This window comes from Acinetobacter sp. 24-47-62, assembly GCF_056779765.1.
In genome coordinates this window covers 186,291-208,036 of record NZ_JBWYIN010000002.1, presented here as the reverse complement: position 1 = coordinate 208,036, position 21,746 = coordinate 186,291, and the positions used below count along the sequence as shown (strand labels likewise).

The 21,746-nt window shown below is 37.5% G+C and carries 19 protein-coding genes, 1 tRNA gene and 1 pseudogene; 8 read left to right on the top strand and 13 right to left on the bottom strand.

What is annotated here, in order from left to right; genetic code table 11:
- Positions 1-248 precede the first annotated feature (248 nt).
- The 7 genes and pseudogenes from AC1M87_RS02520 to gigD form a co-directional block, all read right to left on the bottom strand.
- The gene (locus AC1M87_RS02520) at positions 249-743 is read right to left on the bottom strand and encodes a flavin reductase family protein (RefSeq protein ID WP_481592846.1); all 495 of its coding nucleotides are present in this window, start codon (positions 741-743) and stop codon (positions 249-251) included.
- A 112-nt stretch (positions 744-855) separates the two neighbouring features.
- Positions 856-1,289 (bottom strand): annotated as a pseudogene (locus AC1M87_RS02515) (uroporphyrinogen decarboxylase/cobalamine-independent methonine synthase family protein); the annotation flags it as partial.
- Positions 1,290-1,655: 366 nt separating this feature from the next.
- Positions 1,656-1,877 carry a transposase gene (locus tag AC1M87_RS02510; protein WP_481592845.1) on the bottom strand — a complete coding sequence of 74 codons (222 nt, stop codon included), beginning with the start codon at positions 1,875-1,877 and terminating at the stop codon, positions 1,656-1,658.
- Positions 1,878-2,222: 345 nt separating this feature from the next.
- Entirely contained in the window at positions 2,223-2,423 is a 201-nt protein-coding gene (locus tag AC1M87_RS02505; RefSeq protein ID WP_092766478.1) for a hypothetical protein, read from the bottom strand.
- Positions 2,420-2,632, bottom strand: a complete 213-nt coding sequence (locus tag AC1M87_RS02500) for a cold-shock protein (protein WP_035267602.1) — start codon at positions 2,630-2,632, stop codon at positions 2,420-2,422. The genes AC1M87_RS02505 and AC1M87_RS02500 overlap by 4 nt, the downstream gene beginning before the upstream one ends.
- 311 nt (positions 2,633-2,943) lie before the next feature.
- A tRNA-Met gene (locus AC1M87_RS02495) sits at positions 2,944-3,020 on the bottom strand.
- A gap of 518 nt (positions 3,021-3,538) precedes the next feature.
- Complete coding sequence (gene gigD, locus AC1M87_RS02490; RefSeq protein WP_092766480.1) at positions 3,539-3,991, bottom strand: Lrp/AsnC family transcriptional regulator GigD; 453 nt, start codon at positions 3,989-3,991, stop codon at positions 3,539-3,541.
- Positions 3,992-4,132: 141 nt separating this feature from the next.
- On the opposite strand from gigD, the gene kynU reads away from it, so the two are divergent.
- From kynU to AC1M87_RS02470, 4 genes are all read left to right on the top strand, one after another.
- Entirely contained in the window at positions 4,133-5,386 is a 1,254-nt protein-coding gene (gene kynU / locus AC1M87_RS02485) for a kynureninase (protein WP_481592844.1), read from the top strand.
- 40 nt (positions 5,387-5,426) lie between these two features.
- The gene (locus AC1M87_RS02480; RefSeq protein WP_180028467.1) at positions 5,427-6,827 is read left to right on the top strand and encodes an amino acid permease; all 1,401 of its coding nucleotides are present in this window, start codon (positions 5,427-5,429) and stop codon (positions 6,825-6,827) included.
- 14 nt (positions 6,828-6,841) lie between these two features.
- Positions 6,842-7,594, top strand: coding sequence for an alpha/beta hydrolase (locus AC1M87_RS02475; RefSeq protein WP_481592884.1), 753 nt, complete (start codon positions 6,842-6,844; stop codon positions 7,592-7,594).
- 65 nt (positions 7,595-7,659) lie between these two features.
- Positions 7,660-8,820 carry a porin gene (locus AC1M87_RS02470; RefSeq protein ID WP_481590135.1) on the top strand — a complete coding sequence of 387 codons (1,161 nt, stop codon included), beginning with the start codon at positions 7,660-7,662 and terminating at the stop codon, positions 8,818-8,820.
- A gap of 115 nt (positions 8,821-8,935) precedes the next feature.
- Here AC1M87_RS02470 and AC1M87_RS02465 read toward each other — a convergent pair whose 3' ends face one another.
- From AC1M87_RS02465 to AC1M87_RS02450, 4 genes are all read right to left on the bottom strand, one after another.
- Positions 8,936-9,340 carry a hypothetical protein gene (locus AC1M87_RS02465; RefSeq protein WP_143047394.1) on the bottom strand — a complete coding sequence of 135 codons (405 nt, stop codon included), beginning with the start codon at positions 9,338-9,340 and terminating at the stop codon, positions 8,936-8,938.
- Positions 9,341-9,493: 153 nt separating this feature from the next.
- Positions 9,494-10,069 (bottom strand): single-stranded DNA-binding protein, encoded by a 576-nt coding sequence (gene ssb / locus AC1M87_RS02460; RefSeq protein ID WP_092766486.1) that lies wholly within the window; start codon positions 10,067-10,069, stop codon positions 9,494-9,496.
- A gap of 51 nt (positions 10,070-10,120) precedes the next feature.
- The gene (locus AC1M87_RS02455) at positions 10,121-11,485 is read right to left on the bottom strand and encodes an MFS transporter (protein ID WP_035265762.1); all 1,365 of its coding nucleotides are present in this window, start codon (positions 11,483-11,485) and stop codon (positions 10,121-10,123) included.
- Positions 11,486-11,657: 172 nt separating this feature from the next.
- The gene (locus AC1M87_RS02450; protein WP_179999088.1) at positions 11,658-12,743 is read right to left on the bottom strand and encodes a DUF475 domain-containing protein; all 1,086 of its coding nucleotides are present in this window, start codon (positions 12,741-12,743) and stop codon (positions 11,658-11,660) included.
- Positions 12,744-13,060: 317 nt separating this feature from the next.
- On the opposite strand from AC1M87_RS02450, the gene tenA reads away from it, so the two are divergent.
- The 4 genes from tenA to AC1M87_RS02430 all read left to right on the top strand — a co-directional run bounded on the left by tenA (position 13,061) and on the right by AC1M87_RS02430 (position 17,990).
- Entirely contained in the window at positions 13,061-13,735 is a 675-nt protein-coding gene (gene tenA / locus AC1M87_RS02445) for a thiaminase II (protein WP_481592843.1), read from the top strand.
- Positions 13,736-13,907: 172 nt separating this feature from the next.
- Positions 13,908-14,279: a hypothetical protein gene (locus tag AC1M87_RS02440; RefSeq protein WP_180028470.1), complete on the top strand. Its 372-nt coding sequence runs from the start codon at positions 13,908-13,910 to the stop codon at positions 14,277-14,279.
- A gap of 254 nt (positions 14,280-14,533) precedes the next feature.
- The gene (uvrA, locus tag AC1M87_RS02435) at positions 14,534-17,365 is read left to right on the top strand and encodes an excinuclease ABC subunit UvrA (protein ID WP_481592842.1); all 2,832 of its coding nucleotides are present in this window, start codon (positions 14,534-14,536) and stop codon (positions 17,363-17,365) included.
- A gap of 112 nt (positions 17,366-17,477) precedes the next feature.
- Positions 17,478-17,990, top strand: coding sequence for a hypothetical protein (locus AC1M87_RS02430; protein ID WP_035265770.1), 513 nt, complete (start codon positions 17,478-17,480; stop codon positions 17,988-17,990).
- A 196-nt stretch (positions 17,991-18,186) separates the two neighbouring features.
- On the opposite strand, the gene AC1M87_RS02425 is transcribed toward AC1M87_RS02430, so the two are convergent.
- Together AC1M87_RS02425 and blaOXA are read right to left on the bottom strand one after the other, a co-directional pair.
- A complete protein-coding gene (locus tag AC1M87_RS02425; protein ID WP_481592841.1) occupies positions 18,187-19,893 on the bottom strand; it encodes a GGDEF domain-containing protein in 1,707 nt (568 codons plus the stop codon).
- Positions 19,894-20,381: 488 nt separating this feature from the next.
- Positions 20,382-21,275: a class D beta-lactamase gene (blaOXA, locus tag AC1M87_RS02420; RefSeq protein WP_481592840.1), complete on the bottom strand. Its 894-nt coding sequence runs from the start codon at positions 21,273-21,275 to the stop codon at positions 20,382-20,384.
- Between the last annotated feature and the right edge of the window lie 471 nt (positions 21,276-21,746).

The following is a 21,746-nucleotide window of genomic DNA, read 5'->3' as shown; positions in this document are numbered from 1 at the left end:
AAATTTATTCAATTGGTTTCAAATTTTTGAAAATAATACTTGTCTTTTTTCATCCCAAAGAGAAAGATCATTCACTCTGTATGATCATAAACAATTCGAGTAATATCCATTGGGCTTAACCTCACACTATGAAAGCTCACTGTTCGAGGCTTACGATTCACCATCTTTTCCCGAGATCATTAATCAAGCGCTGATCTATTTCTATAATCATTATATGAAACGATTGAAAATCTTGCTGCTCTAGCTCATTAAACTTCCTCTTTTGCATTAACCTGATGATAAGATCGATTAAAATAGACAAGACTTTCCTCTTGCGAGCTTTGTTGAATAGCTACAACTCGGCAAATAAAAATACTGTGTGTGCCCACTTGTTGAATTTGCTCAATCTCACAATCAAAACTGACTAAAGCGTCCTTTAAGACCGGGCAACCTGTTTTCAATTTACCCCATTGGGCTAATCCAAAACGTTGTTCTGCACTCAATTGACTCGATGCAAAAGCATTTGAAAGAGACTCATGTTGAGAACTGAGCACATTGACAGATAAAACTTTGTTCTCAATAAAATACTGATGAGATCGGGATGATTGATTCATACACACCAAAAGTGTAGCAGGTGAATCAGTAACGCTACATACAGCAGACGCCGTGAAACCATGCTGTCCTGTTTCACCAGCTGTTGTAATAATATTGACTGCAGTGGTTAATAAAGACATTGCGTTTCTGTAGTCTGAAGCTTCAACCATTTTTCTCTTCTCAAATATAAACTGCTAAACTCGTGCGAACCTAGGATATAGGTGATTGCACAGATGATCCATCTTGAATGTAGAAAATAAACACAGCTAAAGCACTAATTTCTTAGTTTAAGATCGCTGAACCCGTGCTTAAGGCTTCAAGTTTGTCACGTCCCTCGTGACGAGACAGTGGTATCATTCCACAGTTGGTTGAAGGGTATAGCTTATCAGCATCGACAAATTGCAAAACTTTACGCAAAGTGTTTACCATCTCGTCAAGTGTTTCAATTTGATTGGTTGCCACATCGATTGCACCGATCATGACTTTCTTCCACGAATCAGTTCAATAAGATCCATGGATATATGTGAGTTTTGCACTCTAAAGAAATGATGCCCCAACTTAGATTTTTGTAGTATCGGGAGTGACGTTTCAAAAGGACGCGGTTCATTACTCAAAATTCGTTTCCCATTTTTATTATCTTTCATAGAATAACTTTAACAAATATGTATGGCGGTTTCACATTTCAAATTTTCAAGCGCTAGCTCAAGAATAGCAATTCTCTAGACAAATCAAAATTAGCTTTGTATCAAATTACTCAAGGTCATAAATAGAAACCAATCAAGTAGCGATCTAACGTCGCTCGAATTACGAGTCTATAAGTTCTATGATGAACTGTGCTCAGATTATTCACGGTATATTTACTTAAGACCAATCAAAATAATTCGATCAATAAACCTATCATGACTACCTAAAAAAAAGAGCCTAGATAGTGAATCTAGGCTTCTCTTATTTTTATGCTGGGATACTTGCTACTATATCCTCTCGAGACCAGAGTCTGTGATTTTGTATCGCTTTCTTAAATTTATCTTGATGATCTTTAAAGGTTTTACTACTAAAAATAGCATCATTTATGAAAAATATTTTTAAATCATAATCTTATATAGATTATTAAATCCCAAGAAAAAAGATCGGCCATCTAAGTTTATTTCAAATACTTCACCTGATTCGACTTCAACTTGTTTATAAACTTCTACAAGAATTTGCCCTCTCATCGTATTTTGAACTTTATGAAATGGGATAATGTTAATTCGAATGGTTTCACCATTCACTGCTTTTGCTGTAGTCCAGCCATTAGAGATATTCATTTTCACTTACTCATTAATGAGCTCATGTAAAATTAAAAATAATATTAAATATTTAAATCGAGAGTATGGATTCTGATATCGAAGAGGCTCAAGCCTATAATTCAAATTACAATTTTACATTAGCATGTATTTAATTATAAAAAGCCCACAATGAGATTGTGGACTTCTAAGATCGGCATGGTGCGAGTTCATGCTCTGCGTTAACTGTTTAGATATCATAGATATTAAAATCTATAAATTGAGAATACGCAATTCTAAGTTCTATCTAAACACTTCCGTTTCGCTTACGGATTCGATCAACAACGATTATACCATAAAAAATATTTTATGGTTTAATTTTAATATTTAAATGAGCTGGTAAATTTTACCAGTATTTAAACTATGAAAATTTAAATCAAAACTAGGTCTTATATTTTCATTATCAACAGTGATAAATTTAATATTTATTTGAGATAAGTTCGAAGCATGCTGCGAAGTATTAAATGTACCTATCACTGCATATTTAACTTCAAACTGATCTTTCACCTCAATTAATGAGGTATTCATGAAATAGCTACAATATCACTTGCTTGTAAGCCACGCTGACCTTGTTGCACAACAAATTGAACTCGCTGTCCTTCGACTAGATTCTTGAAACCATTTGCTCGAATTTCACTAAAATGAGCAAATACATCTTGACCATTATCTACAGCGATAAATCCGAAACCCTTAGTTTCGTTGAACCACTTAACTGTACCAGTTGTTAAATTAGACATCATTTATTTCCTATATTATGTAATGAATAATTAGAAAATAATTTTGAAGATAGACTTTTAATAGAATGAAAGATGTAATTAATATCAGATCAAAATAAAATTAGTAAACAATAAAATTATAATTCTAGAAAACCAATATAACACATATTTAATTGATTTATTGATTTATTGATTTATTGATTTATTGATTTATTGATTTATTGATTTATTGATTTATTGATTTATTGATTTATTGATTTATTGATTTAATAAAAAAACCTAACTACAGATCGACCGCAATTAGGTTGTAAACTTTTAAATTAGTTTTTAATTGGTAGCGGGAGCTGGATTTGAACCAACGACCTTCGGGTTATGAGCCCGACGAGCTACCAGACTGCTCCATCCCGCATCAACAAGTGCATTTGTACGCTAATTTGAGATATATAGCAATCTAAATAATTTATTTTTATCAAAAACTATAAAATCATTATCGTTACTAGATAAATTATTCAGACAATTCTGTTTTAAATTTTTGATGTAAAGACCTATACAAATTGAGTTTAAATTTTTCATTATTTAGTAATAATGTCGACTCTTCAGCCCAAGTAGCCTTTCCCACATCTAAACCAGAATGATTCAATGCCCAATCAGATATATACCCATAGATAAAAGAGTTATCAGCAAAGACCCATTTTACGATCTTATTTTGTTCATTCAGAAACACCTTATATGTAGGTAATGAACCAAAAAAACTAAATTTAGTGTATATATATTTGTAATGTTCGTTCATAGAATTATTTTTAAAAAAAAGATGAACCATAATAGCAGTTTTATGTGTTTTAACTCATAAAAAAAACATCGCTTGTAAAATCAATTCGAGGTTGATTTTAAAATACGGATTCACTTTTTTCATAAAAAAATTAATGATCACATGAAGGTCTTCTCGATCACTTTTTCAAGAATAATTTTAGAATTAATGTTGGCTATACCTTTAATTTTGTTTAACTTATTAATAATAAACTGGGAAAACCCATTTAAATCCTTGGTGGCCACAAAGAGAACGTAATTCGAATCCCCTGTAATGATAAAAGCATTGATCACTTCATCAAAATTACGAATCTGGCTCAGAAAATGCTGATGATCTGATTCGGTCAGCTGATTGAGTTTAATTTCGACAATCGCCTCAACCTGAATACCCAATTTTTCATAATTAATTTTTGCTTGGTATTTTTCGATGACTCCATTGTTTTCTAAAATTTTGACACGGCGATGGCAAGCTGAAGCAGAAAGATTCACTAAATCTGCCAATTCCTGATGACTTAGTCGTGCATTTTGTTGTAACAGTCTTAAAATTTTATGATCAATGAGGTCTAAATTCATTCCTAAATATCATCCTGATTTTTTATATTTAATTCGAATATTATCCAGTTTTCATGCAATTTCAAGCATGATTATCGGATAAATATGAAAAAATGCCGTGATAAAATCGAATGAAATAACACGGACTAAGTTAGGTTAAAAATGATTACCTTAGATCAATGCAAAGCATGGGATGCTCAAGACAAACTAAGCCACTTAAAGAATGAATTTGCTTTACCTGAGAACACCATTTATTTAGATGGAAATTCCCTTGGGGCACGCCCTAAATCTGCTTTAACACGTGCTCACGAAGTGGTCAGTCAAGAGTGGGGAGAAGATCTCATCAATAGCTGGAACAAAGCGGATTGGTGGGGATTATCGACTCGGTTAGGTGATAAGGTGGCTCAGCTCATTGGGGCAAATCCAGGCGAAACGGTGATCTCTGATTCAACCACACTCAACTTATTTAAAGCACTCTCTGCTGCTGTCAAAATCCAAGCTGAAATCGCTCCTGAACGTAAAGTGATTATTGCGGAAAAGGACGTCTTCCCGACTGACCTATATATTATTGAAGGTTATATTGACCTTGTTCAAAAAGGCTACCAACTGGTTTTAATCGAACATCCTGATGAATTAGAAACCACTCTGAAAGCCCATCAAACGGCAGTTGTGGTGTTGTCACATATCAATTACCGCTCAGGCTATTTCTATGACATGAAACAGGTCAATCAAACGATTCATCAACATAACGCTTTGGTCATCTGGGATCTATGCCACTCTGCAGGCGCTGTTCCAATCGATTTAAACAAGACCCAAAGTGATTTTGCCGTAAGTTGCACATATAAATACCTTAATGGTGGACCAGGTTCTCCTGCCCTCATCTGGGTACATGCAAAACACCAAAATAAATTTTGGCAACCTCTTTCAGGATGGTGGGGGCATCAACGTCCTTTTGATATGGCTGATCACTACGAGCCAGCTCAAGGCATTCGTCGTTTTTTATGTGGCACCCAAAGCATTTTGTCCATGAGTTTGATCGAATGTGGTTTAGATGTGTTCTTAAAAACTGACATGCAAAAGATCCGAGAAAAATCTCTAAATTTAACAGATCTCTTTATTCAATTGGTTGAACAGGAATGTGCTGAATTTGGTTTTGAGTTAATTACACCAATCGATCATTTACAGCGTGGTAGTCATGTGAGTTATTGCCATGAACACGGTTATGCCATTGTCCAAGCGCTTGTTGCACGTGGTGTGATTGGAGATTACCGAGAGCCAGCCGTGCTCAGATTCGGGGTCACACCTTTGTACCTAAGCCATGAAGACATTTGGCATGCTGTTCAACATCTTAAACAAGTGATGCTGAATAAAGAATGGAAAAATGAAAAATATTCGGTGCGAGGTCAAGTAACTTAATTCAGTTACTCACTTTACATCACCATGGCCAGGAGGGCTTATGAGTAACTTCGATAAAATTCAAACACGCGAAGCAGGATTACATAAAAAATTAACCGCTAAACAAATGGGCATGATTGCAATAGGCGGTGCCATAGGCACTGGTCTATTTATGGGTAGTAAATTTGCCATTAGTTTTGCAGGACCTGCTGTCATTCTAAGCTATGCGATCGGCGGATTAATTGCTTTTGCACTAATGGCTTGCCTGGCAGAAATGACTGTACAACACCCCACTTCAGGCTCGTTTGGTGCTTACGCTGAACATTATATCAACCCACTTTCTGGTTTCTTAGTTCGTTATAGCTACTGGGCATGTATCGTGTTGGCTGTAGGCACAGAAATTACCGCCGTGGCTGACTATATGAAACTTTGGTTTCCTCATGTCGGTTCAGGTATTTGGATCGTATTTTTTTCAACCGTACTTCTCGCAGTAAATGCTTATAGTGTCAAAGCATTTGGCTTAGTTGAATATTGGTTTTCGACGATCAAAGTATTTGCCATCATTGTGTTTATTCTGTTGGCAATAGGTATTTTGACGCAAGATCCAAATCCTCATCAAGCGCTAACTCACAATCTCACTGCACATGATGGCTTTATGCCAAATGGATTTAAAGGTGTTTGGATTGGTGTCATTATTTCTATTTTTAGTTATCTCAGTATCGAAATGATCGCGGTTGCTGCAGGTGAAGCCAATGATCCTGAAAAAGCAGTTAAATACGCTTTCAAAAGCACTGCGATTCGCTTATTTCTATTTTATTTACTATCGCTGAGTTTAATTGTCACTCTCGTTCCATGGACTCAATTGATAGCACCAGGTGCAACCAGTCCTTTCGTGTCTGTTATGCAAATTGTCGGCATTCCTTTTGCTGATCATATTTTAAACTTCATTGTGATTGTGGCAGCACTGTCCGCAATGAACAGCATGTTATATATCTCAACGCGTATGTTATTCAGCTTGTCACGTTCAGGAGATGCACCTAAGCTGTTTGGTAAAATTCGTAAAAATGGGGTGCCCATCAATGCCTTGCTACTTTCGGCAACAGGTATTGCCGTGGCGAGTATTGTATATAGCATTAATCCCGAATCAGCATTTCCAATCATGATTGCACTGTCCATGTTTGGAGCTTTATTTACTTGGGGGGCGATCTTTGCCACACACTACTTCTTTAGAAAGAACTTAGCAAAAAATAATATCCACCTCAAATACAGCATTCCTGGTAGTCGTTATATTTCCTTTATTGGTTTGTTTGCCATTCTTGCAATCACGCTTACCACATGGTTTACGCAAGAATTTAAATCAACTCTCCAGTTTGGCGTGCCTTTTATCGTGATGTTAATCATTTTCTATCAAATGAAGAAATCATCCTTAAAGCATCAATTAACTGAAAATGAACAAGCCTAGTAAAGGAGCTGTAAATCATGCTCTATGACAACTCGCAAACTGTGACGGATGAAAATCAGATCTTGTCTGATTTTCAAAAAATGAGCCAAGCGACTTATAAGCAACACCATCATATTGCCGATTTACAGTACGACTTTCAGCGAAGATCTACACTTGATTTTTTCCCCACACCTGTTGCCACCAATACTACTGTTATTTTTATACATGGTGGTTATTGGCAATGGTGTGAAAAAAGGGATTTTGCCTTTGTTGCTGAATTTGTTTTACAGCAAAATGCTCAATGTGTGTTGGTTGAATATGATTTAGCGCCTCAAAGTAGTTTAAATCTGATTAATCTACAAATTCGCAAAGCGCTCGATTATATCCACAAACAAACTTGGATCAGCCCCAATGTCATTGTGGTTGGACATTCTGCTGGTGCCCATTTGGCTGCTTTAAATTTAGATCATCCCTTGATTTGTTCAGCGATATTACTCAGTGGTATCTATGACCTAAAACCGATTCAAGAAACACATTTAAACAAGGCGCTAAATTTATCTGAGCTAGACATTAAAAACTTAAGTCCAGTTGAACATTCTACGCACTTTGCGAAGCCCTGTACGATTGCGTATGGACTCGATGAGTTACCAGAACTGAAATGGCAGAGCCAAAAATATTATCAAATTCGACAGCAACTAGAGCCTGAATTCACGCATCTATTGAGTTTTGTAGACACTAACCACTACTCCATTTTGGAACGATATTTTAAATCGATAATGACCACCTAATTTCTGCTCAGCTTTAATCAGCTGAATCACCAGCTTAATTCATATCTAGTCACACGGATGTTACTATGTCAAAACCATGCTTTTACAAGCTATTCCTTTCCTGCACCTTTATTTTGTCAAATCTTACATTTGCCGAGATAACACTCATTGATGAACAGCAAATTGTGAGTGAATCCGATCGTTTAAAACTCACCACGTCTGGTAGTATTCGTCTACAAGCCTTAAATTTCGATCATTACGATCAATCTAACGAAAATCAGAAATATCGCAGAGATGGTTATAGCTCAAATAGCCGTATGTATGCCAATGCTGATTATGCATGGAATGAACGTTTGCATTTAATTGCAGGCTATCAAAACTATATCAATCTTCCCAAGATGCTGGATTGGGACGGTCATTACCGTTCCTCTGATGAAAACATCACCACCGAACAGGCGTATATTGGTCTGCGTGATTCAGCATACGGTACCGTTAAATTTGGAAAAATCTATAGTATTTATTACGACATTGTAGGTGCCAAAACTGACCTATGGAATTACTCAACCTTGGCTCAGCCCCAAACGTGGAGCCCTGTCGCTTATACAGATGGTACGCAAGCAGCTCATAAAACTTTACGTTATGAGCTCAAAACGGATAAAGCAAACTTATATGCCAGCTATTTGTTCAAGGATAGTACGACGGTCGCAGATACGGATGTGCAATATCAACGTAAAAATGGTGCCGAATTGGCAGTTGATGTGCATTTAAATAAAAATTTAAGTTGGGCGACCTCATGGAAGTACAACGATGCTAGTCTGAACAATCAACAAGATAAACATGATTTAAAGCAAGAAATTTGGGCAAGTTCATTATTTTATTTTGATGGAAAATGGATGCTTAGCTTTGGCGCTGGTTGGTATAAAAATCTAGTTCCAAATTTTGATGCTTACAGTGAATCGAGCGATTTTCAACTTCAATCATTGCTGAATACTGAGGCTTATGGCGTTGAATTTTATGCGGGACAGCACTTCAAGATTGAAGAATACGGTATCAAATTCATTCAGCCCTATATCATGGGAAATCAACTTGAATATACCAGTGGCTCAGAGTTTAAACGCCGTGATCTCGGTGTTGGTATAGCAGCTAGATTTAACCATGGTTTTGGATTTGATTATGAACGTTTATATACACATGATACGTTCCAAACCCCAGATATGCATTTATTCCGTTTACGTTATGAATGGTAAATTCTAATTTTAGAGTAACTATCATGCAAAGCCTTGATATGCTCATAGGCTTTGAATGATGACACATTGATTCAAATATAATGTCACAATGCTCTGCTCTTTAAAATGATTCAATTTATTTGATACACAACATCTCAATTAATTTAATATTTTTAGAAAGTTGCATTGACATGGGTTCAAAATAAATCGTATCGAATGAATTATTATCATCTACGGCTTTACCTTGAGGTGTAAAACGCTGACTTTTGACATAGGCTCTGGCTTTATTTTGACAATCAATTTGATGAACGGCTTGTATGTAGCCCTTTGGTTTGATGTTTAATGAGGGCACGCCATGTTCATACACATATTTATAGTCAATTTCAAAAATATGCGAGGCTTGATCGAGTGATTTAATAGTCGTTTTATCAATATAAGACCAGCCCCCATCATCCCGATCAAACATGGTCCATTGTGGTGATTGTGCTAAACTCATGCTGCTACACAGCACACAAGTTAAAAATATAATCCCGTCTTTCATTCAACTATCCCTAATTCAACTATGAACAAACGTTTTACTATATCACCATAAAAACAAAAAACCCTTTGTTATACAAAGGGTTTTTAACTATTTAATTCATTGTTAAATAATAAAAAACATTAAAATTTAACAAAAACTACTCTCAGGTATGTGTCAGAACGGTAAATCATCATCTAAATCAGATGGTGCTGTCGCCATTGGCTTCGGCGCTGGTTGATTTTGTGGCTTTTGGAAGCCTTGGTTAACGTTGTTATTACCATAACCAGCTTGGTTACCATAACCGCTACCTTGATTATTATTGTTATAACCACCTTGGTTGCCATAACCACCGCCTTGGTTGTTATTAAAACGTGGTTGATTATAACCTTCACCACCATTTTCACTTTGCTGACGATTATTAGAATCTAACATCTGCATTTGTTCGCCACGAATTTCAGTCGTGTAACGTTCTTGACCATTTTGGTCTGTCCACTGACGGGTACGTAAAGAGCCTTCAATATAAACTTTTGAACCTTTACGTAAATATTGCTGTGCAATTTCACCTAAACGATTATGTAAGACGATACGGTGCCATTCTGTTTGTTCTTTGCGTTCACCTGAGTTTTTATCTGTCCAAGATTCACTTGTCGCAATTGAAAACTGCGTTAATGAACCACCATTGGGAAATGTTTTTGTCTCAGGATCTTTACCTAAAGTACCAACTAAAATAACTTTATTCACGCCGCGCATGTGCTCTAATCTTCCTATTCGATTCTATGTTTTACTTTATAAGAGTTATGATTAAATGGCTACCTCTTTACCCAACAAGTGCGTTAAATGTTGTCGCGCAGTGTCATCTAACTGCTGCTTATCAACTTTGACATAGACCACTTGTTGATCAGTCATCACCACGACCTCTTCAATACCACGAATTGCCAGTAACTGAGAAGTCCATTCATCTGTTTCTTGGACTTTGGGCAAACTCAAAATCAGTGATGATAAATAACGTGGCTGCTTTAATCCAAAACTAATCAACAGCCAAAGAATGGCAATTCCTGTCAGTACCCCCCAGCCTAGAGCAGTGTTATTTAACATCAGCAATTGCCCACCCAGTATACCGCCAAAAAAAGCACCTAAGAATTGACCACTGGCATTCACACCCATTGCTGTCGCTTTGGATTGGATAGGTGCTGCCTTCGATAACCAAGATGGCAGTAGTGCTTCCATCACATTAAAGGCAATAAAGAAAAGACCTAAACCAAGCAACAAAATGTATTTCGATTCAAATCCAAAAATCATCACGATCAAACCGGCGATGATCCCAGCAATCGCAGTCAGAAAAATACCTCGCATTTTTCGATATTTTTCAGCAAGAATGATACTAGGAAAAGCAAAAAATAAACTGATTACCAATAAGGGAAGATAGATCAAACCATGCTGAGCTAAAGGAATATCTGCAAAGTCAATCAATTGAGAAGGCACATAGATGAACATCGCCGTCAGCAATAAATGCAAAGCAAACACAGAAACATGTAAGCGATTTAAATCGCCCATTTTCAAAACTTGTTTTAGCTGCGTGAGATAACCTTGCTGAAAATTTTTATGATGACGTGTTGTTTTGGGAACAAGAAATAGCATTGCAATGGCAAGTAATCCCATGAGTGTGGTCACCCAGAATAAGCCTGAAATACCCACCACGCTGGTCAACCATGGCCCTAAACTAAATGCAATAACGAAAGAGAGACCAATACTCATCCCCATCATTGCCATCGCCTTCATACGATTTTCTTCACGCGTAACATCTGCCAATAACGCCATGACGACAGCAGAGACAGCTCCACCCCCAGCTATTGCACGCCCTATAATCACACCATAGATTGTGTCTGACATTGCTGCGATTGCACCACCCAAGGCAAACAACAATAAACCCAATACGATCAGCGGCTTTCGGCTATAGCGGTCTGCAATCAAACTAAAAGGAATTTGTAGTATTGCCTGAGTCAAACCATACACACCTACGGCCAAACCAATCAAAGCAGGTGTTGCATATTCATAAGCCTGTCCCGCAACAGAAAAGACCGGGACAATCATAAACAGACCTAACATTCGCAATGCAAAAATGCTGCTCAATGCAAATGTGGAACGGCGTTCTAAGGCATTCATCATAAAATTTAGGTTATCGCGTGATTTCTATGTCTACTTTGATTATAGAATATTCGGCTGATGAACAGGCATGAATTTTATTTGAAATAAAGATCAACACCATCTGTTTTCCCTAGAGCAAAAGCCTTAAGCCAAAAAAGCACAGCTTGTGCTGTGCTTTTTTCGATGTGTTCATCTAGCCTTGTAGCGCTTGACGCTTCTTATATTGAATAGATGCAATCACTGCCCAAACAATAAATGCTACACCAATCAGACCTGTTACCACTTCAGGAACATGTACGCCCGTACCACTCGCAATCATAATGAAAGCCAATGCACCAATTGCATAGTGCGCACCATGTTCTAAATAGATGTAAGCATCTAAAGTACCTTTCTCAACGAGATAGATGGTAATCGAACGAACAAAGATGGCACCAATCGCGAGACCTAACATAATCACCACAACATCTGAAGTAATGGCAAAAGCACCAATCACACCATCAAAACTAAATGATGCATCCAATACTTCTAAATACAAGAATCCACCGATACCCGCTTTGACTACGCCTGTTGGCACACCATTACTATCGTGACCAATTGCATTACCATTTTCATCAATTTCAGGCTCACCACCCAGCAAATGGCTCAGTACTTGTACCCCAATATAAATGACGATGCCCCAGATACCCGCCATAGTCACGACTAAGCGTTTAGCTTCATCAACATTAGCTGCCATGATCAGTAAAGCCACTAAAGCTACAAATACAGATAGTGCAGGTACAGATGCCAGTTTCGCTAAACGACGCTCAATCCATTTGAACCAATGCGTGTCTTTACCATCATCCAAGAAAAAGTTAAGGAATACCATCAATAAGAATGCACCACCAAATGCTGCAATTTCAGGATGATGATTCATCAGTCGTGCCGAATATTCTTTAGGGTCATTTAATGCCAAATTGACAACTTCCATCATGCCCATATCCGCTGTGACCGCGACGATCACAATTGGGAAGATTAAACGCATACCAAATACTGCAATGAGAATACCCACAGTCAGGAAAAGCATTTTCCAAAAGTGATCCCAATGACGAAGCACTGAAGCATTGACGACAGCATTATCAAAAGAAAGTGAAACCTCCATCACAGCTAAAATTGCAGTGATGGTCAGTACGGTGAACATGGTCTTGAGGCCAGCTTCTGGACCATGGGTATAACCCCAATAGGCAGACAGCGCAAGACACACGATCGTGAATACGATAGAGAAACCAAAATGTTTCCACATAATCTAGCGACCTTATAAAAAATGAGGTGAATCAATAAAAATTTTACAAAACATAAACTTAGGATTTTTATATGACGAATATTAAGTGAAGTCTGTGCTTAGTGATTTGTAAAAATTCTATAAATTGAATGTCTGATCTCTAGCGCTAAAAGACACTCAATTAAACTGTGCTAATTATGACGAGTTTTCAAAATTTATCCAAAGTTCTTCGTATGATTTTTTTGTTGAAGATGATGTATCGCTCAAGCTAGTTTTGTAACGACAAATTGATATGATCTTAGCTGATACATAGAGATGATTTTATTCAGGATGGATTTATGCGTTTTTCAGAAGCCGTTTGGCAACGAAACTACGATTTATATCAAAAAACATTAGCACTCCCTTTTAACCAAGAACTGGCGCTTGGAACACTCGATCGAGAAGCTTTCTGCCATTACGTCATTCAGGATGCGCATTACCTGGTTGCCTATGGTCGAGCATTGGCTATTTGTGGTGCTAAAGCATATGACTCCGATGCCATTATTCAATTTACGCAAGGCGCTAATGAAGCAATTGTGGTTGAACGTGAACTGCACAATGGTTTTATGCACGAATTTGGCATCACTAAAGCTGATTTTGAAAATACACCTTTGACTGCTGCTTGCCATCATTACACCTCATTTCTGACAGCTACTGCATGGTCAGAGAGTTATCCTGTCGTTTTAGCTTCATTACTGCCGTGCTATTGGATTTATGCGGAAGTGGGCAAAGACATTCTTAAACATAATATTGCAAATAATCCTTATCAAGCGTGGATTGACACTTATGCTGGCGAGCATTTCAACGAAGAAGTACGCAAAGTCATTGAAATTATTGACCGAGTTGCGGCAGAAAGCGATCAACATACCATTGAAAAAATGCATCAAGCTTACACACGGGGAGCTGAACTCGAATATTTATTCTGGGATAGTGCTTATCATCAACGTCAATGGTTAAGCCTAGATCACTCATGATGCTATCACCTGTATAACTAAATTAAAGGTCGGTGATCTAAACTGCATTGCCGACTTTCAGGCTCATTTCGATTTAAATGGATTTAAGACTGGATTTTAAAGCAAACTTCAAGCACAATTATTATTGATAATAATTCTCATTATCATAAATAAAATTTACTTGAGGTTTTCTATGCAACATTCACTGGGAACAGAAGCAATCCGTGCATATTTCACTTTACAATGCTGTTGGTTAAATAATGAAGAAGTTTATTTAGAAAAAGGATGTACACACTGTGGATCTGCTGCCACATATCTCATTTATTTTACCAATCATCATATTCAAAATTTAATGCTCGACTTCATTGCACAATACTCTTGTTCAAGCTCTATACGTTTTGATTTTCTAGATTTACAACATTTCGAAGCCGAATATAACGATTTTCTTCAACACTTAGAAAAAGAAGTAAATTTTTACGCACGTCAACATCATGCTATTGAAAGACATATATGTTTTGAACAGGTGGACTCTATTTTCGAACGTCACTATTCACGTGCTTGCTGATCAATATTCACCCGAAATTACTTATATTTAATATCCTATGGCTCATCATGACATCAAATTTGCGAATTGATTCTGTCTTGTTCATCTATTTAAAATCAGATTGCAGGAGCTCTTAAAGCACTTTACATTGGATTTTTGCTGTTCAATGAAATTCTACCGACATAATTTGTCGTGTTTTATTTTTCAATTGTGCTTGAACAAAATTAAATCGCTATCATATATCACCTTCACTCAGCATATTTTCGAGATGTTTTATGAGCCAAAGTCATATCCGTATTCGAGGCGCACGCACCCATAACTTAAAAAATGTGAACCTTGATATTCCACGCGATAAGTTCGTGGTGATTACGGGACTTTCAGGTTCAGGTAAATCTTCACTGGCTTTCGACACCTTATATGCAGAAGGTCAACGTCGCTATGTGGAATCTTTATCTGCCTATGCACGCCAATTCCTGTCACAAATGGAAAAACCTGAAGTCGATTCGATTGAAGGTTTAAGCCCAGCTATTGCCATCGAGCAGAAATCAACCAGTCATAACCCACGTTCAACGGTCGGTACGATTACTGAAATTTATGACTATTTACGTTTGTTGTATGCTCGAGTGGGTACACCCTACTGCCCTGAGCATGACTTGCCGATGGTGGCACAAACCGTGTCGGAAATGGTTGATGCGGTTAAAGCACTTGAAGAAGGTACGGCTTTATTGTTACTTGCTCCTGTTGTACGTGAGCGCAAAGGGGAATACACCAATTTATTTGAGCAATTACAAAGCCAAGGTTTCGTCCGTGCACGTGTAGACGGTGAAATCATGGAAATTGATCCACCGCCTGAACTGGATAAGAAGAAAAAACATACCATTGAAGTCGTGGTCGACCGTTTTAAAGTCCGCGATGACTTAGGCAACCGTATTGCAGAAAGTTTTGAAACCGCACTGCGTTTAGGTGGCGATATTGCGATTTTGTCATGGATGAAAGGCGAACAATCTGATCGTGTGTTTTCAGCAAAACACTCTTGTCCTGAATGTGACCGTGCCGTTGCCGAATTAGAACCTCGTCTGTTTTCTTTTAACAACCCATTTGGTGCTTGCCCAGTCTGTGATGGTTTAGGGACACGCAGCCATTTTAGTTCTGACAAACTCATTCCAAACCCTGAAGTCAGCATTAGCCAAGGGGCAATTCGTGGTTGGGATCGTCAGCGTCCATACTATTACAGCATGATTGAAAAAGTCGCTGCACATTTCGACTTTTCTCTTGATACGCCGTGGAATGAACTTGATGCGGAAACCAAAAAGAAATTCCTTTACGGTACAGGCAAAGAAAAAATTGATTTAAGCTATATCGATGAACGTGGTCGCCGTCATAACCGTGTGATGGCTTTCGAAGGGGTTTTACCACATTTAGAACGTCGTTACCGTGAAACTGAATCAAACTATGTACGTGATGATTTAGCTCAGTATTTATCGAATGCTGCATGTGACGCTTGTGGCGGTTCACGTCTCAATGAAATTTCACGTCATGTGCGTGTCAAAGACAAAACCATTGCCGAAATCACCAAAATGTCGATTGGCGATGCCGAAAGCTACTATCAAGATCTCAATCTTGAAGGCGCCAAAGGTGAAATTGCCGATAAGATTTTTAAAGAAATTCGTGAGCGTTTGCACTTCCTTGTATCAGTCGGCTTGAACTATTTAAGTCTATCTCGTTCAGCCGAAACCTTATCAGGGGGTGAAGCACAGCGTATCCGTTTGGCTTCGCAAATTGGTGCAGGTCTTATGGGCGTCATGTACGTGCTGGATGAACCATCAATTGGCTTGCATCAACGTGATAATGACCGTTTGCTTGAGACTTTGGTTCGTTTACGTGATCTCGGTAACACTGTCTTAGTGGTAGAGCATGATGAAGATGCCATTCGCGCAGCCGATCATATTATTGATATTGGTCCTGGTGCAGGTGTGCATGGTGGTCATGTCATTGCCGAGGGGACTTATGATGAATTGGCAGCCAATGAGGATTCTCTGACCGGCAAATACCTTTCAGGTAAGTTAAAAATTGAGGTGCCGAAAACGCGTGTACAACCACCTAAACCTGATGAGCAAATTAAGCTGATGGGTGCATGTGGTCACAACTTAAAGAATGTTGATCTCACCATTCCTTTAGGTGTGATGACCTGTGTGACGGGTGTATCGGGTTCAGGTAAATCGACTTTAATCAACCGCACCTTATTACCGCTTGCAGCAACACAATTGAACGGTGCAACGACGTTAACGGCGGCAAAATTTGATTCGATTGATGGCCTGCAATTCCTCGATAAAGTCGTGGATATTGACCAAAGCCCAATTGGACGTACGCCTCGTTCCAACCCTGCCACTTATACAGGTTTGTTTACGCCAATTCGTGAACTCTTTGCTCAAACCCCAGAAGCCAAAGCGCGTGGTTATGCCGCGGGTCGTTTCTCATTTAATGTGAAAGGTGGTCGCTGTGAAGCCTGTGAAGGCGACGGTATGATTAAAGTGGCGATGCATTTCTTACCAGATATGTATGTGCCATGTGATGCCTGCCATGGCAAGCGTTATAACCGTGAAACTTTGGAAGTCGGCTATAAAGGCAAAAATATTTCTGACGTACTTGAGATGACCGTTGAAGATGCGATGCATTTCTTTGATGCGATTCCTGTGATTCATCGTCGTTTAGAAACTTTACATCAAGTTGGTTTGGGCTATATCCGTTTGGGTCAGTCGGCAACCACGCTTTCAGGTGGTGAAGCACAGCGTGTGAAACTTGCACGTGAGTTGGCGAAGCGTGATACAGGTAAAACACTGTATGTGCTTGATGAGCCAACCACAGGTTTACATTTCCACGATATTGCGAAACTTTTGGATATTCTTCATGAGCTACGCAATAAGGGTAATACCATTGTGGTGATTGAGCATAACTTAGATGTCATTAAAACTGCCGACTGGATTGTGGACTTAGGTCCTGAAGGTGGTGCAGGTGGTGGTATGATTATTGCCGAAGGTACGCCTGAAGAAGTAGCGAAAAATAAGGTTTCGCATACAGCGAGATTCTTGAAGCCAATGTTGAAATAATCTCCCCCCTTACGGATTAATGCTCCTCATCTTTGAAAAGGAGGGTTAGGGAGGTTTCAAAATAATAATTTATTATGCTAAAACGGTGATTCATTCACCGTTTTTTATTCTTATGACTTTATTAGAAATATTAGATACAGCTATTAAAATTGGTTTAGGTGCGCTCATTACAGGGATCATTACTTATTTCAATCAAAAGGCAAATTTGAAGGCACAACAAAATAAGGAAAACAAAGAATTTAATCGTAATCTTTTAACAAAAATTTCTTCTGATATAGAGGAAATAAATCATTTAATTTTAAAAATTTGGGCTATATTTGATTTTGAAATTAAAAAGCCTGTATTAGATAAAGAAGTAATTAGCGACAGACTCTCTCCTCTGCGAGAAAACCTATTTGATGACTTTAATCTATTAAGTAAAAATGAAGGGCTTTTACTTTTATATGACTATAAAGATCAACAAGAAATATTGAGAAGATACGGTGAACTTGTAGGTGCTTTTAATTCCTATACATGTTTTCGTAAAGAATCTGTTTCAATTGAGAAAACTGCTGAATATAAAGCAAGTATATTAGAGACTAGAAAACAACTTTATCAAAGTTTAAATAAAGCCATTCCTAAATAATTTTTAACTGAAATCCAATCACATGAAAGCGACCTGGATGTCGCCCGTTTGATTAGGATATAAGGATATATCCTCAATCAAAAAAAAAGCATTTTGCCTACTTTTGTGCTTTCAAAAGTAGGAAATTCCTACGCAAATTTAATAAAAAATCTAACTGACAATTGAGGACGTGACTACTGCCAATATTCACATAATCTTAGCTTGAAACAGTATTACGCCCCTGCGCTTTCGCTCTAAATAATGCTTGGTCTGCCTTAGCAAATAAGGCTTTCCAAGAATCAGCACCTACCGCAACACCCACACTGATCGAAACCGTAAATGATTGACCTTGCTCATCTGTAAATTGTATATCACCAATACTCTTACGCATCTTTTCTGCAGCACGTAAACCATGTTCAAGGTTTAAATTTTCAATCAACACCAAAAATTCATCACCACCAAAGCGTACGACCAAATCCGTAGAACGAACATTATGACTTAAACAATTTGCCACCTGCTGAATGACTTGATCCCCTGCCACATGACCATATTGATCATTAACCTGTTTAAAATAATCAATATCTACAATCATCAAACACGTTTGGGTAAACTTATTGGGCTGAGCCTCCATAAGTTTGGTATAGGCTTCTAAAGCAAAACGATTTGAAACACCTGTTAATTTATCAGTATTGGCAATATTCTTTAATTCAAATTCAAACTCATCACGTTGATGCAACATTTTCTGAAGTTTTTGCATCGCTTCGTGTAATGAATGTACTTGTTTCTGCTGATCTTCAATAAAATGACTATCGACCAAAGCATTGGCATACGACAATTCAACTAATTTATCTCTCACCATGATAAGCGGCGAAATAACTTTACGTTGAACATAGATCATCGTAAATAAAGCAGCCAATAGTGAAATTAAAGAGACTATCAACGTGAGTAGGAAGTTCAGTTGATTCGCGTCTTTTTCTGACTTTGCGATTTCAACGCTCTTATTGAGCAAATAGTCTTGTAAATCGATAACTGTTAAGAATTTACCAGATACAGCTACACTTAATTCAGTCCCTGATAAAAAATAAGGTTGTCCCTTTCGGCTTTCATCAATTAATCGCATGATGATAGGTAAACCTTGATCAATAAACTGAGTTTTCACTTCTTGGTGTAAGCGAGCGAATTCAGCTGTACGATGGCGTTCGGGTTGGATGGTATTCACTAAATCCCACAAATAGCGAACTTGTTTTTGCGTTTGTAATGCGCGTGCAATATTGTCACTTGGTAACGGCTGCTGAAATGTCACATGTGCAGTTACATTTGAAGCAACACGTCCAGCCTGATCACGCAAATCTGCTAACACCAAAATCATGGTGTAATAATGCCCCATCGAACTGTCTTTACTTTTAGACTGCATTACCAGTTTTTTCAGTAAATCATGGCTGCTATCCCACGCATTAAACATTGTAAGAATAGCCTGATCTAAAGCTTCAGGCGTACGCTCTGCAAATGGCAACGAAATATAGTGATCGACTTGTTTGCGACCTTCCGCTAATTTTGGATTTAGGTATTGAGCGACGTACTCTTCTAACCCATCATATCCAGACTGATCTAATCGATGAATCGAGACCTTAATTTGTTCATCTACTCCCGCGCGATACTCAATAAGCGCTTGTTTATTTTTTTCAAACTCTTCTTGTGAACTCGACATTGCCATGTTCGCAGGGCCACGCTCGCGTGAAATACGGTTCGCTAGAGCAGCAACAGCTCGAAGATTTTCAATTTCAATCAATGCTGTTTGTGATTTCTGATATTCGCGATAATGGCTAATGACCAATGGGATTGAAATACAGAGGATAGATAAGACGATAATCATCACGAACACAAATAGGCGGCGACCAATTTGCTCGGAATGTGATTTTAACATCCAAACTACCTCTAAAATAAAAGACCGTATAAAGCGGTAAGATTTATAAAATTTCTTTGAACTTAGTTATACTTTACAATATAACCATGTTTAAAAAGCACTTAAAGCACAAGTTTTTATTTAAGAAACAATGTGATAAATATCACACTATTGTAATGCCGTAAATTTTTTTTGTTCAATATTTAAATTATTTTTCCACCAATATACAAGTGATATATTTCGCAGTATTTACTTTTTTTGAATTAAAATCAGATGATTATTTTGATCACTTAATCAGCATCGAAAAAATAGATCATGCGCATAATTTTTAATCATTATACAAACCTCATCCTTTAAACCATAATGCTTACATCGCAAAGATACTGATTCATATCAGATTTGCTTAATGAATTTTGTTCTACCCTCGGATGTTTCTCCCACATACAGAACATCCTTTTTCAGCCCAGCCATCCCAATCGGCTGGGTTTTTTTTATCTTTTATATGACTTTTAACGTAAATAATGAAAGAAACCAAGTCGATCTAAAATATCTAAAGTGATTTCCTTGCGTTGCTGAATTTGATCACCATTTTTCATTTCTAAATTTAATGCAAAGGCAGTGACTTGACCGCTGGCTTGTTCTACAAACCCCACATACCAGCCTACCTGAGGCTCAATATCCATTCCCCAACCACTTTTGGCATATAGCTTATTCGCACCACGTGATTCGACATACATCATGTCCCTTACATCTTGTTGTACATCTCTACGAAACGGCAATGACAACTGTGCCAATCTATAAACAAATTTAACTTGTTGTTCAGGTGTAATCTCTAGAGGACCTTTTAACCAAAATTGATCTATCTGATCCCCGACTTTTGCATTTCCATACTGAATTCGACTTAATTCCTGTTGCATCAATGTTGGTCCAATACGGTGTGCTAAGGCTTGATACACAGGTACAACAGATGCTTGTAAGGCTTCACCAAGCGTAAAATCACGTTGCCAACTATCAAATGAACGTTTATTTCCATCCCATTTAAACACTTCATACCGAGTTGATTTATGATGTTCTAATCCAATCAAAGCATTCACTATTTTAAAAGTGGATGCAGGGATAAAATTTTCTTTTGCTCTTGTTCGATCAGAACCGTAAGTTTTAACGTGTTTGCCATCATAGGTGATAAATACACCTTGAATATTTTGCTGATTAAATAGGGTCTCAATATGATGCTGATTCTTTGATTCACTGCTATTCAGCATTGAATCGTCTTTTAAATCGTATGCTTTTATTCTCGGATTAATATGATCTAAGGCCTGGCAGGCAGATAAAAAAACAGACGTTAAAACAAGTGCAACAACGTAGATTCCTTTCAATTCAATGTTCCAATTTGACCAATGCATTTAATTCAATTTTGACAGATTATTTCCAATTTTTTTGTCTATTTTTAACACTTTTTTTAAAAATATTATTTACATGTGCAATATGCTGGTGCATAATGCCCCACATTAGGGCGAGATAGAAATATACCTCAGCAGAATTTCTGTATTTCCCTCAAGTTTTGGCGAAAAAACCTAGTTTTCTATGAAAACTAGGTTTTTTTTTGCTCAGTATTGATAAAGAATACACCCAATTACGCACTATAATGGTGCAAATAAATATAAGTTAAAAAAAACCCAGCCTTGGGGAAAGCTGGGTATATAAGAGAAATAACCACTATAATATTTAGTAAATCTAAAAGGTAAAACTCAATTTATTTAAATATAAAAAAAAACTTAGTTAACGAGCATGTAATTATGTGAAAATTAACTTAAATTGCAAAGATCGTAACCCTTTGAAATTCCGAATCGACCTAACACTTTACAGCCAAGTAG